Origin of the sequence: Methanolobus psychrotolerans, assembly GCF_002243045.1 — an archaeon.
Taxonomy (GTDB): domain Archaea; phylum Halobacteriota; class Methanosarcinia; order Methanosarcinales; family Methanosarcinaceae; genus Methanolobus; species Methanolobus psychrotolerans.
The window spans coordinates 1-14040 of sequence record NZ_MBKP01000039.1 but is presented as its reverse complement, the minus strand read 5'-3'; the positions used below and the strand labels follow the sequence as shown (position 1 = coordinate 14040).

Sequence of the window (14040 nt, the reverse complement as noted above, 5' to 3'; positions counted from 1 at the left end):
GGTTTTCACTACTGCTATCAAAGCGGTTGATTGTAAAAAAGTATTTGCCACAGGTTTCAGATAAACAATGTGAAAATCGTATATCCTATGGCTACCATAATTGTGGAGTGCTTAAGTCCTGCCATTACACTGCCTTCTCCCATGGCACCTGCCATGAGTCCGGAGCTGAGTCCCTGTATTATGGATGCATGCTTGAAAAGGCGTGTATAGGCATCAAGGTCAAAGCTTCCAAGGAATCCTCCGGTCTGTGAGCCGGATGCTGCCATCTGCTCTCCTGCTGCTGCCATTTCCGACAGGAAGGTAGTGGAGATCACATATATCACACCGACAAAGACCAGGAATGATATGTAAATGATAACGATGTAGATCATCATACTCATGTTACGCTCTCTTTTCATTCCCTGCTCCGAAGCGGCATCTCTTGCGGCTACCATAAGCACTTCCCCAATATCTCCGCTGGACTCGTTTGCTTTTGTTATAAGTGACAGGGATCTTGTGACAACCTGCGTTCGCAGGCGGTTAGCAAATCGGATAAGACCGTCATTTATTTCAAGTCCCCAGAAGATGTCGTGCCATATTTTCCGGATCTCCCTGCTTAATGAGTCAGTATTTGACTTTGCCATAAGTCTGATGGAATCCCTGAGAGTCATACCAGTTTCGTTGGTGCTGGCAAGCTTCTTGAGAAAATCAGGAACACTGTTTTCAAGCTTCCTCTTTCTCCTGGCTTTTATTTCATGGAATATTGAAAGCGGTACAATGATTATGAATAATGCAAAGACCAATTTATCATCAAGGAAATCAACTAGCAGCATAGGATTACGAAGACTGTTGATATTCATTAACATTGGTACCAAGGTGACAAGTAATGCAACTGGTATTGTTAGTACAAGTGTTGTCAGGGGATTTTTGAACATTGGTGCAAGTGGATTTTTCACGATATTCCGCAAAGCCAGTGATTTCTTTGATTTGATGAATCCTTCAAAGTAACCTCTTTCACGCACCTTTTCTTCAGTTTCATCTGCAAGTTCGCCATTCTCGTCAAATCTCTGCTCCAGATCTTTAGGGATTACTGGTATCCCGTGATCAAGTGTCTGATTGGTTGGAAGAAGTTTAGGCTCTCCCAATTCTGTAGGGGTGATAATACTTATCATTACTACAAACATCAGTGAGCCTACCGGAAGGACTGCATAGATTATAGCGTAAACCATTGTTGTTGTCCCGGACCCCATGACAGCCATCATCACACCCATTATTATTATGAACAGAGGACCCGCCACAAAAGCAGTGACATATGATTCGGCCAGCAGTCCCAGTGTCTCAAGGAATCCTTTCTGATCAACTTCAGCTCTTACCAGGTACTGTTCTGATTTGTCACGGAAATAATTTGGAATGTTTCCTCCACTGTCGATAACAGTCAGAAGATTATATATGAGGTCCTGGAATCTGTCTGATGGTGTTATCTCAGAAGCATTGGAAAGTGCTGTTCGAAGGTCATGTCCGAAATAATCCATATCCCTTACAATAGAATCTACTTCCTTTGAGACTTCACCATATGTATCATGTGAATTTGCAAGAGCCCTGAAAACATCGATGATGTTCATCCCGCTCTTGCTCAGTGCATACATGAAAGTAACAGCATAAGGAAGCTGCATATCTATCTTTGCTTTTCTCTCACTTGCCTGAAGACCGGGGAACAACATGAACAGAGCATAGACAATCCCTCCCATTCCGATCATGAAAACACTAGTTATAAAAAATGCCAGGAATATTTCCTTAAATTCAAGAAGTACTGCAAAACGGGGACTGAATGTAATATTTGTTATCTTCTCCGGTAACCCTACCAGTACAATGGTTGTATAGGTCAGGAAAAGACCAATTATGGCACCAACTATTCCGGCAGCGATGGAATAAAATATGGCATTTGAAATGTACATCTCATGTGAGATGGGTATGCGTGCCTGATTCAGCTGTTTCTGAAGGTTCTCATAATTCTCTTTTCTGGCTTTTATCTTGTCTCCTACCAGTACATACGGGATCTTTTTCAAGATATTGAAGTAGAGCGATACTTTTTTAGTATAATTATTAGTGTCAAACTTCTTTTTAGCTCTTCTAGATTTCTTTTTACTATCTCTGGAAGTACCTTCATTTGTTTTTTCCTGCAAGGATGGAGATTCATCTGAAATAGTATCTGCCTGATCGGTCTTGATCAGTTCATCAGAAGTTTCTTTGGTCTCAGTCACAGTATCACGCCAGTATTTACGCCAGTATTTACGCCAGTTTCAATTTCCTAAGGACCTTTTCCGGTGTTGACTGGTAAGCATTGATGATATCAGATATTTCCTGGAAATCATTGATATTGTTGTTCACCATATATTCAAGGATTTTCTGGCGATAGTATAATTCCTGATCAATTCTTCCCTGTCCCCATCCACGTCTCATCTTTATATCGAAAAGAGCTTTTGATTCACCTGTGCGGATGAACATATCGGATTCGGAATCCCATACGAATATATCATTTGTCCTGATGTTCCTTGTATTCGGATCAATGTCGATTATTTCCACCAGTTTGATGTTTCTTCTTACACGTTTTCCTTTTGTATAGGTCTGTGACTGTATACTCATGATATCCAGTGCCTGTATCATAGTACGCGGAACACTGATAGGTGGGTTTTCCAGTCTGTGAATTGCAGATGCCACTGAGTCAGCGTGCATTGTTGAGAATGTTGTGTGTCCGGTGGACATTGCCTGGAAAAGGGTCAGTGCTTCCTTACCTCTTACTTCACCCACAAGCAGGAATTCGGGTCTCTGCCTGAGTGCAGCTTTCAGCAGGTCATACATGTCAACAGCTCCTCTTTCATCTGCTGTGAACGAATCCCTTGTAATACTTGGGATCCAGTTTGGATGAGGCAGTTTGAGTTCCCTTGTATCTTCAAGGGTAATGACCTTGGCTTTTTCAGGAATGAACAGTGAAACAGCGTTAAGAGAAGATGTTTTCCCGGATGCAGTACCTCCTGCATAGATAAGGCTCTTATTGTTTTCAATGCATAACCACAGGTAAGCCATTGACTCGGATGAGAAGGTTCCCCATTTGATAAGATCTACTGGTGTGATAGGTGTATCACTGAATTTACGGATAGTAAATGTACTGCCGTGTGCGGTTACGCTGGTACCAAGCGTCATCTGTATCCTTGAACCGTCGGGCATGGTTGCATCGACCATTGGCTCTGCAACAGAGATATGTTTTCCACTTCTCTGTGCCATCTGGATTATGAAAGAGTTGAGCTCATCTTCTTCATAAACAACGTTTGTTGCGATGTTCTGGTGTGCCCTGTGATACAGGAAAATTGGAACATTGTGACCATTCCCGGATACATCCTCTATGGAATCATCTTTCATCAGGGCATCTATTTTCCCGAATCTGACAAAGTCCCTTTTGATGTAATATGAGATCTTTTCAAGCATAGGAGGTGTTATCTCGATCGTATAGTCTTTAATAATCGACCTGATCTTTGATTCAAGGACTGCTTCTCTGTCATCATTCTCTTCATCTATCTCCTCCACAAGCATAACATCTCGAAGCCTGTCCTTTATTTCCAGAAGGAAGGTCTTTTCAAATTCTGTCAGTTCCGGTTCTACTATATTGTACAGATGTTTATTTTTGTCTTCATTGTACAATATTACAATGAAAGCATATGGCTCATTTACCCAATAACGCTCAACTTCCTGATACCCTTCAATGCCCTTAAATTCTGTAATAGGTCCATGTATTTCAGAGTCATAAGGCTCAATTTCAATATCCGTTTGTCTGAAAAGCCGTTTTATCTTTCCAATAACACCTATCTTTTCGTCCCCATCCTTGTTATCCTGTTCTTCTTCACTTTCTTCTTTGTTAACAGTAAGTTTTTCTTCATCAATAGCAGGGGGAATCTCTTTTTCTTTTATGACAGGCTCAGTAATTTGAGCATTATCTTTATCTACAGTCAACAGATCATCTTTTTTAGCTTCAGGGATTTTATTTTTCCGATGTCCGAAATTAGGCGATCTTGGCAGTAGTATTCCTATTTCTTCTGTACCCTCAATTGCAGAATCTTGTATCCATTCATCTTTCTCAGGAACAAGTTCATTTTTATCGAGGATGTGTGCGAATTCTTTCTCGAATTTCTCTTCAGATTCCTTTATTTTTGATATTTCTTTTAGAATATCCACACTCACAATTTCATCATCAGATGCTTCACTATCATTTAATTCATCACCCTGCATACCATCATCCTTTTCCCCTTTTCCTTTTCCAGACAAGTCTTCATCATCTGGCAGTTCGTTATCTGATACTTCCTTGAGATTATTTCTTTTACTGCTACTTTCGGATTTCTTATTTTCAGAAGTATTAAATTGAGCATCAGTCATTGTTTCACCGTTTGATGCATAAATATGATATATAATGAAATATCAAAAATCCAGATATATATCATTAGTATATTATAATTATGAATGCTTATTAAAGTTATTGTCCGGATGCATTTCTAGCTGAAGGTTAAGTATAGATCTCCCTTTCATGCGCCTTTCATCTTTGATATTGCGTTACAGTTTGTATGTTCAACGTTATATCTACAATGAGCATAAAAAACCTCAAAAAAATACAAATATAGTCATCATTTTAACATGTGTGTTCAAATCTATGTATTTTCATGTGTAATAATGTACATGCAGTTGGTTCTTGGTTTGGAAATAAGAATGATATTGTAAAGTTTATGACTATGATATGGAGAGAATTTATCTTTGGTGGTCATCTGTTCGCAACAGGTTCTGTAGCTGTAATAATGGCATGTGCCAGCATATTTATGGTTCCGGTAAGCTGGGATCTTCTCTTTTCATCTTATCTTTTGTTCTATGCCATCTATTTGTACGATTATTCAGAAGGTGCTTCTTCAGACGAACTGACAAATGAGAACCGGGCCAGGTATCTTCAATGCAAACATAAGAGCACCTATATCGTAATTATTGCATCTGTTATGCTATCGATATTGCTGTTCACCTTTGCAAATACTGTTACATTTCTGATTGGCCTTAGTATTCTGGTGCTCGGTCTTCTTTATGGAAGTCATTTCAAAAAACTAACAAAAAAGATACCTGCATTCAAAAACGTTTTTGTATCCATTGTCTGGTCTTTTATGGCACTCTTTGTCTTTGTTTATTATTCACTCCCAATTACCTATGGCGCATTGATGCTTGCACTTTTTATCTTCATAAGGATGATGAATATCCAGATACTTTTTGATGTAAGGGATGTGGAAGGCGACCGTGCAGAAGGCCTATTGACAATTCCTGCACTGTTTGGGGAAAAGAAATATCCGGTTATTTTGAAAATGATAAATTTAATATCAATTATCTTTGTAGTTGTGTGTGTGATCCGGGATATCCTTCCATTCTTCACTCTGGCTATTATCCCTATATTCTACTATGCTGTCCGTTACATCAATAAAGTGATAGAATCAAAGAAGAACTATTCTTCATATGTCTTTGCAGCATGTGAACCTATTATGTGGTCACTGCTGATCTTTGCGGGCAAATCTCTTTCCATGATATATATCATATCCTAAGGGATTTTTTTTATCGTCGGCATCGTTACCTTTGCAATCTTCAATATAAACAAAAACATTAAATGTAAAGTTGGATATGTTCTGCTAGATTAAAGCTAGTAGTACAAGGGAAGGAAAGAGGAAAACCCGATGCCGATTATAACCTTACCATATGATGACCTTGAAAAATTAACAGGAACAGACAAGGATACTATTATTAAGCGCGTTCCCATGATAGGCGCAGATATCGAGCGCATAGAAGAAGAATCCATAGATATCGAATTCTTCCCTGACCGTCCGGACCTTTACAGTGTAGAAGGCGTAGCACGTGCAATGCGTGGTTTTCTGGATATTGAAACAGGTTTCTGTGAATATGATGTAAGACCTTACACGGTTGAAATATCAAAGGACAAATACATTGATTCTGTCCGTCCCATATTTGGTTGTGCTATTGTTCGTGATGTGTCTTTCACATCAAATGCTATCAAGACTCTCATGGATCTTCAGGAGTCACTTCACTGGGCGCTTGGGCGTGACCGTAAAAAAGTGTCCATAGGTGTCCATGATCTTTCCAGGGTCAAGGCTCCTTTCCGCTACATTGCAGCAGATCCGGATTTCAGTTTTGTTCCCCTTGATTTTACAGAACCGATGACAATGAGGGAAATACTTGAAAAGCATCCAAAAGGAGTGCGTTTTGCGCAAATACTGGATGGTTTTGAGAAATATCCCCTTATACTTGATGCAAATGACAATGTTCTTTCGTTCCCGCCAATCATTAACGGTACACTTACAATGGTCACTGAGCAAACTACTGATCTTCTGGTCGATGTCACCGGCTTAAGCAACGAAGTGTACATTGCACTTAACATAGTTACAACTGCACTTGCAGAGCGTGGAGGCCAGATCGAGTATGTGAAGGTTGTAAATGCCGACGGGACAGAGTCCATTCCGCTGGACCTGAGCCCAAGAATAAAGGTATTGAACAGGTCTGAGATCTATGAACTCATAGGTATGGAGCTTCCGGTTACTGAGATAATAAAGCAGCTTAACAGGATGGGTTTTGGTGCCAGGGAACTTGAGGATGGCTACATGGAAGTATTGGTTCCCCGCTACCGTGCCGATATTCTGGACAATTCCGATATCATTGAGGATATTGCAGTTGGATATGGATTTGATAAAATACCTGCTGTTTTCCCTATGAACGCCACTGTAGGCAAATCCCACCGAATCTCCGAAATAAGTTCCGACATAAGAGAAATAATGACAGGTCTTGGTTATTCACAGGTCATGCCATTTACTCTTACAAGTGACAGGGTCCACTTTGAATGGATGTGCAGGGGAAAAACAGATGATGTAACATACGTCATGCATCCAATCAGTGAAGAACAGACCATGGTCCGGACAACCATACTGCCAAACCTCATGGAAATCCTCTCCATGAACCAGCACAGAGAACTGCCACAACGCATATTCGATGTTGGTGATGTTGTCATCAATAATAAGAACGGTCTGCATCTTGCAGCAGTCTCCATCAGCCCGCTGGCCAATTTCACAGAAATAAGGGAACTTGTAGATGGCCTGATGCGTGAACGAATGGTAGAATATGAAGTGACTGAATCCGATGACCCTGCTTTTATGGAAGGCAGAAGGGCTGATATAATAGTAAATGGTAAAAAGATAGGGGTCATGGGCGAGCTGTTCCCGCAGGTGATTGTCAACTTTGGCCTTGGACAACCGGTTGTAGGATTTGAGATCGATCTTATGGATTGATATGGCTGAATTACTTTAAAAATATAATGAATGTGGCATGGAAAAGTACCGGAGGGCTGAAAAGCTCTCTTTATTCTAAAGCTATCATTACATTGGAAGCTTTCTGCTGGATTCTTCGTTATAATTGAAGTGATTTCTGTACCTCCGGATAGTTATACTATGATTTCCGTATTGACCATTTCGGATGTAATGTTCTTGATTTTACCCTTTAATGTATTTCTTGCACTGATTTTCATTTTATCTTCTCCTTTTTGCTAAATATTATTTATGATAATTTCTTCATTTATATATCTTATAAGTAATGATGTTGTAACATATTTTCCGAGTATTCCTTTTTTAATTTACAATCAACAAATAATAATTTTTCCTCTAATTTTTTCCACTTCCACAAGGAAAGCACACTTTTCTGTCAATGTCTGCTATGTCCCTCACAGCAACATTTACACCATATACAGATGACATCATCTGGCTGTTAACAACCGATGTAACCGTACCTGAAGCAATGAGCCTGCCCCCCGTTAGTGCGACTGCACTGGTACCAATAAGAAAAGCGTGATCTGGTGCATGTGTGTTCATGACGATTGACATGCCGGATGCTGCCAGTTTCTGCACGGTTTCCAGTACCAACACCTGGTTCCCAAAATCAAGATGTGAGGTTGGTTCATCTAGTAAAAGCAGCGCAGGCTCCTGTGCAAGTGCACGGGCTATAAGAACCATTTGACGCTGACCACCACTGAGACTGTTAAGCGTCCTGTCTGAAAGGTCTTCAACACCTACTTTTTCAAGTGATCTCCGCGCAATTTTCATATCTTCTTCACCAGGTGAAGCAAAAAGGGAAAGATGAGGCGTGCGACCCATAACCACAAAGTCCAGTACATTAAAAGGGAACACTGTCTCATTCTGCTGTGGAACATATCCTACTTTTTTGGCTATGGTTCCCGAAGCAAGGTATCTTGTATCTTCTCCCATTATACGAACTGATCCAGCAGCCGGTTTGAATATTCCTGCAATACATTTGATCAGTGTGGATTTCCCGGCTCCATTAGGACCCAGCACGCACATGACCTCCCCATTTCCCATGGAGAAAGAAACATTTTCAAAGACCGGTCCGTTACCATATGAATATGCAAGTGAATCAACTTCCAGTATCAGATCCATCCCATACGCCCCCTTTTCAGAAGATATGCGAATAGAGGTGCACCAAGCAGTGAGGTGATTATACCGAGTGGGATTTCCGTTGCAGCGACTGTCCGTGCCAGATTGTCCACCAGAAGCATGAATGATGCCCCTATTACCATGCTCATTGGCAGCAGACGATTGTAATTAGGCCCCACTATCATTCTCGAGATATGCGGAACCACCAGCCCGACCCAACCAATGACTCCGCTGATACTAACTGCAGCAGAGGTAACAAGGGTCGCACATATGATAATTATCAGACGCATTCTGCCAGCATTGACCCCCAGTGATCTGGCTTCTTCATCACCTAATGAAAGGATATTGATACGCCATCTAAGAAGGAGCAGTACCAAAGATCCGACAAGCATTGGTAGTATGACCCAGTGAAGGTCGTTATATCTTATGCTGGAGAGACTTCCCATGAACCAGAATACGATGGCTGGAAGGTCATTGTAAGGATCTGCCACATATTTTACAAGCGATATGAAAGCATTGAATATGGAAGCCACTATTATCCCGGCAAGAACGAATACAAGTGTTCCGGTGCCTTTACTAACCTTACCCATGATGACTGCAGCAAACACTGCCACAAGCCCGAAAATAAAAGATAACAACTGTATCGCAAGATAGCTGTCATACAGCAGTATTGCAATACACGCACCAAAACCGGCACCTGCCCCAACCCCCAGTATATCGGGAGACACGAGAGGATTGCGGAATATGCCTTGAAATGCTGCTCCGGATATAGAAAGGGCGGAACCTGCCATCAAAGCTGCCAGTATGCGGGGTAACCTTATGCTGAACAATACTGTATGCTCTGTGGATATTGGTGCATCGGTGGCAAAAAGCAGGAATGATGCGGTTCTTACGATGTCATCAATAATAAAGGATGATGATATCTGGTATCTTCCCACAAAAAGAGAACTAAAGAGCAGCACCAAAGGCAACAGATAAATGCAAATCGTGCCATATCGCTTGAGATCAGGCATAATTACCTCATCATTTGAAGAGGCCACTTGCCTGATGTGGGGCGATGGAACGACCTGTTGGGCCTTGCATCTTCATAACTGATGCCGTAGAAGCGCCGGTAGAACTCATCTGCTTCATCTTTAAGATCGATTCCCAGCTTTCCGGGGTACATCTTGCTGGCGATGTAGAGAAGCCCCAGTATCCACCGCGGGCTACCAAAATCCCATGAAGGGGGCATTTCATAGACTCTATGCTGCTTCACGGCATCCGCCACTATACCATATTGATTACACAGATCGTAGAATTCATCGAGGGGACGTGAAAGGAATCCGGAAATGAAGATCGTTCTCGGGTTGTTCTTGTTGATAAAATCGGGGTCCACATTCAAGCCGGGTTTGCCTTCCTTCTGCAAGGCTTTGTTGATGCTTATTCCTCCGGCAAAGGTCACGAGGTTGTTCTCAGCTCTTCCGGCGTTCATGGCAAAAAGTGGGGAGCCCATGCAGTAATACACCGGATGGCCTGTGTTTTCCTTTGCAACGGCACTGACCAGTTCAAGGCGTTCACGGATAAAGGAAGCCAGTTCCTCGCCTTCCTGCTCGGTACCTGCTTTCTCTGCGATGAGCCTGACCAGCTCAAGATAAGAAGAAGGCTGTTGTATCATATGATGTACCTGCATGAGGGTTTCGGCATTGACCATCTCTCCCCACACCTCAAGCAGTTTCTGGTCATCAAGGATACCCATACACGTGAGCACGGCATGGACCATGCTGAAAGCCCGGCTTATCCTGTAGCCGCCCGTGAAACCTACATCATTGAAAAACTTAATCGAGGCAGTACCTTTAACAGGAACGATGTAACCACAACTGCATTTATGATCTGTCCATGGATGCAGCAGCCTGGCCCCCATAGGTCCGTAGAATTCCCGCTCTGCAAGAAGGTTACCGCAATGAAGGCAGTAGGTATGCAACATATCAGTACCAGGTGAATTGAACAGGTATACATGGTCCATGTGTTCGCGCAGGGACTTGCATATCCTTTCGGTTTCCCCTATAGAAGGCTCCAGGCTGATGGGTGCGTCCCCGAAGGGAATGAACCTCATCACCTGTACAGGTATCTGCTGGGAGATCTCCGAGAGCTTTCTGGCAACCTGCATCAGATCATCTTCGTTCCCTCTGGAATACATGAGGGATGTTTCTACATGCACACCCATTTCCACAAGTCTTGACACATTGCGGAAAACAGGCTGTGACGAATGTACGCCACATGTTCTGTAGTTGTTGTCAGAATATCCTTTGATTCCAACGTTCACGAAATCCAGCAGGTTTCCGAGCTCTTCCAGTGTATCTTCCGTGAAATAGCAGTTTGTTGAGCAACCAACAAGCAGATCGTGCTCTCTCGCAAGTATTGCAAGTTTCTTGAAATTATAGTAGTTGGCAGCAGGTTCGTTGAGTGTCGAAACAACGCCAATGCAGTCCTCCTGCAGTGCTTTGTCAACTACCTGTAAAGGGCTTAAGGTCGGCCAGCCAAGCGACCGGTTCGAGGCAAGGAGCCTTGCCACGCAGCCTGAGCAATTAAAATTGCATCCGGTGCTGAAGACCTGCATGAACTTTCCCGACGGATAGAAATGTAGCATGGGTATGGTTTCGATCGAAACCTGATAGGCACCCATGTATCCAATATTCGGATCCTGGAATATGCTGTTCCCGTCGCTCATGTAGGTACCACATCTTCCTCTGCTGTGTTCGTTTATGTCACAACCTATCTCACATATCCTGCATTGCATTTTTCAGCCTCCCTTGCTTATCACTACCCAGAATCCAGAGCCATCATGCACTGTATGGCATGCAAGTCCGGTCTGCCTTCCGGCTTCCTGTATGGTTCTCAGGTTCTCCGGGCTGAGGCGCTTTTTTGAATCATTGGACCAATTCGGGTCTAGAGCGGTCATTTTTTCAGCTATCTGTTCTTTCAGCTCCGTCGTACCAAAACCACCGCCTATCCATGCCTGTCCGCCAAGAGCAAGAACACGGGCGATTTCCACAAAGGCGATTGGAAGGTCTTTCCAGAAAAAGACCGATCCACGGCTCACAACAAGATCTGCATATCCATCAGGGAACGGGAGATCATGAACGTCAGCATGCACAGGTGTAACTCGATCAGTTACACCATGGCGGTATGCTTTGTCCTTTGAGAGTTCGCACATCTCCTGTGACATATCAACAGCATATATCTGCATAGGGCTAAGTTCTGCCACAGCAATTCCCAGGGATGCTATACCGCATCCCAGGTCCAGGCAAATGCCTTCCTTAATTCCGCTCTCTTTGATTATACGGGCCGCTATAATAGGGTATATGGGAGCAAAGATATGCTCCGCAATATACGGGAAACCCGGAGAGTTGCCATTTTCCTTCATATTTTCGCCTCTGTTTACGGATTTAACAGCGAGTTTAGTTCATCATCCGTGAGTTCATAATGGAAGAAATCCACGTAGAACTCACGGGTCAGCTGTTCAAGATCCATATCTTCAAAGAGTTCGGGATACAGCATTTTTGCGGTCCAGGCGGTTCCTATTATAAGGTGCGGTCCCTGTGGCCTGTCTATCCAGCAGAAGGGGTTCTGCGGTGCAAGATACACACGTTTGTTCTTAACTGCATCCAGGTTTGCCCAGAGTGGATCAGAATATACCGCTGAGTAGAACTGAGGGCTGGAAGCAAGAATCACTTCCGGCTTCCAGCTTATTATCTGTTCCATGGATACAGGTGTCATGCCGTTTCCGGGAGTAAGCGGACAGTCGGCGACATTAATGCCTCCACATATGTCAATTACCTGAGAGTGCTGGGAACCGGAGGGGTCTGTCATGAGTCCTTTAGGGCCTTCTGCATAGTATACGCGCACTCTTTCGTCTTCAGGAATATCTGACACCTTGCTGTTGATATCATCCAGGATTGAAGCCCTGAACTCTATGAGTTTTTCAGCCTGCTCTTCAACTCCTAGCAGGTTCCCTACATACTCAATTGTGGGATCTGATTTTTCTACGAATATAATAGAATCCTCGATGGAAACAACAGGGATACTGCCAAACATCTCCTGACGACGCTGTATCGCATCATCTATCTTACCGTCGGTGGTGTAACCTTCAATCACTATGTCCGGATGCATGGTGATTATGGTTTCATAATTCCCAGTCTGTGTCCCGTACCAGCCCCCTATAACCGGAAGTGTGAGATACTTTTCATCTATCAAACTGTGGTTGAAACTATTGATAAAATTCCACCCTGCAAGTTTATCGGGCGCAAGCATATACACAAGGATAGTGGACGGCGGGGATGTGGCTACAGCGGATTTGATATCTTCGGGAACTGTAAGTTCTCTGCCTAACATGTCATTGATCTGCACGGTGCCCATATCCTGTACAGGTTGTTGTTCTCCTGCCTGCTCCATACATCCGCATCCGGTCACAGCCAGAAGCAACATGAACATAAGTAATAATGTACCTACTTTTCTATTCATAACGACACCAATCTACTTATTATTTTTTAGCGTTATGTCCAAACAAACATAATGGTATAAAAGCTTATCCTATTTCATAAGAAACATGAGTGGATGACATATTATTATTCTTACTCTGTGTTAATAACATATAGAAATCTATTTATGTCAGAATGCAGATGAACATCCGTTATGTTCGAGCGGATATAACGATATCAATTCAGTTCCCAATAAACACTTTCCTCTTCCGTGACGTACGTCAATGTTGGCTGGTTAAATGGAAGTGAACTAGCAGGTGTTCAAAAACGACGGAACAACAAGAAGGATAAACAGGTGGTAAATACAACGTTTTTATTGCAAAGGAGGTCTTCAGATGAATCTAGTAAAAGAAACAGTCACTATATGGGTGGTAATTTTGGTTTTGACCATGATGCCTGCAAGTGCATCATATATAACCTACAATATCAGAAGTACCGTATATGACAGCTCCGACTCTTTCACCCCCGCAGGTGATTTCTACTGAGACGCTAACACATTCTCTGGATTCTGGTATCAGATCAAGCCCGGTCTTTCCAGTGAGGTTCTCTATTTCCACAACAGTGTGAATGCTTCATCGACCATGCAGCTTGGGGACAAGATCGCTGAAGGTGATCTCTATTACGTTAGCAAGCCCCAGATGAAAAAGACCAAGATCGGCGACATAGACGATGAAAGTACATTTATCGTTGATGGTGTGGATCTCAAAAAATACTACCTGACGGGTTTCTTTGGGGCACAGCACGTGGTAATGCCTGAAGATCCCTCTTCCCTCTCTGCCGGCTGCCAGCCGAATAAGATAGCAAAGATCCTAATGGAAACAGATGATGATGGTAAAAAGCAGATGCTCTCTGGTGAAACATGGGATCTTGCAGGCGGCTGGTCACTTGTTGTGCAGCAGGTGGATGTAGAAGGTAAAAAAGTATGGCTGCAGTTAAACAAAGGTGGGGAAGAGATAGATTCCGCAGTTGTGTCGGGTGACACAGAGCTGGCAAACACTGAAAGAACATATCTCTATAAGGAC

General features: G+C 42.8%; 10 protein-coding genes and 1 pseudogene. 4 read left to right on the top strand and 7 right to left on the bottom strand.

The genetic code is table 11. From position 1 onward, the window contains the following. Positions 1-56 precede the first annotated feature (56 nt). Together BB781_RS11795 and BB781_RS11790 are read right to left on the bottom strand one after the other, a co-directional pair. A complete protein-coding gene (locus BB781_RS11795) occupies positions 57-2240 on the bottom strand; it encodes a type II secretion system F family protein (RefSeq protein WP_094228690.1) in 2184 nt (727 codons plus the stop codon). A 28-nt stretch (positions 2241-2268) separates the two neighbouring features. Next, positions 2269-4404, bottom strand: coding sequence for a type II/IV secretion system ATPase subunit (locus BB781_RS11790; RefSeq protein ID WP_094228689.1), 2136 nt, complete (start codon positions 4402-4404; stop codon positions 2269-2271). Positions 4405-4754: 350 nt separating this feature from the next. Between BB781_RS11790 and BB781_RS11785 the strand changes: the two genes are divergently transcribed. Both BB781_RS11785 and pheT read left to right on the top strand, forming a co-directional pair. Further along, on the top strand, positions 4755-5597 hold the full coding sequence (locus BB781_RS11785) for a UbiA family prenyltransferase (RefSeq protein ID WP_164997865.1): 843 nt from the start codon (positions 4755-4757) through the stop codon (positions 5595-5597). Between the two features lie 129 nt (positions 5598-5726). Continuing rightward, positions 5727-7346, top strand: a complete 1620-nt coding sequence (gene pheT, locus BB781_RS11780) for a phenylalanine--tRNA ligase subunit beta (RefSeq protein WP_094228687.1) — start codon at positions 5727-5729, stop codon at positions 7344-7346. 369 nt (positions 7347-7715) lie between these two features. Here the strand turns inward: pheT and BB781_RS11770 are convergent, their stop codons facing one another. Genes BB781_RS11770 through BB781_RS11750 form a run of 5 tightly spaced genes read right to left on the bottom strand, consistent with a single transcriptional unit; the run spans position 7716 to position 13001 of the window. After that, positions 7716-8504 (bottom strand): ABC transporter ATP-binding protein, encoded by a 789-nt coding sequence (locus BB781_RS11770; RefSeq protein ID WP_094228686.1) that lies wholly within the window; start codon positions 8502-8504, stop codon positions 7716-7718. Further along, a complete protein-coding gene (locus BB781_RS11765) occupies positions 8495-9514 on the bottom strand; it encodes a FecCD family ABC transporter permease (RefSeq protein WP_094228685.1) in 1020 nt (339 codons plus the stop codon). Before BB781_RS11765 ends, BB781_RS11770 begins: the two co-directional genes overlap by 10 nt. Before the next feature lie 2 nt (positions 9515-9516). Next, positions 9517-11277 carry a radical SAM protein gene (locus BB781_RS11760; RefSeq protein ID WP_094228684.1) on the bottom strand — a complete coding sequence of 587 codons (1761 nt, stop codon included), beginning with the start codon at positions 11275-11277 and terminating at the stop codon, positions 9517-9519. A gap of 3 nt (positions 11278-11280) precedes the next feature. Next, entirely contained in the window at positions 11281-11904 is a 624-nt protein-coding gene (locus tag BB781_RS11755; RefSeq protein WP_094228683.1) for a class I SAM-dependent methyltransferase, read from the bottom strand. A 14-nt stretch (positions 11905-11918) separates the two neighbouring features. Next, complete coding sequence (locus BB781_RS11750) at positions 11919-13001, bottom strand: iron ABC transporter substrate-binding protein (protein ID WP_094228682.1); 1083 nt, start codon at positions 12999-13001, stop codon at positions 11919-11921. A 352-nt stretch (positions 13002-13353) separates the two neighbouring features. On the opposite strand from BB781_RS11750, the gene BB781_RS15775 reads away from it, so the two are divergent. Next, a complete protein-coding gene (locus tag BB781_RS15775; protein ID WP_164997864.1) occupies positions 13354-13503 on the top strand; it encodes a hypothetical protein in 150 nt (49 codons plus the stop codon). 12 nt (positions 13504-13515) lie between these two features. Continuing rightward, a pseudogene (locus BB781_RS11745) lies at positions 13516-14040 on the top strand (S-layer protein domain-containing protein); the annotation flags it as partial.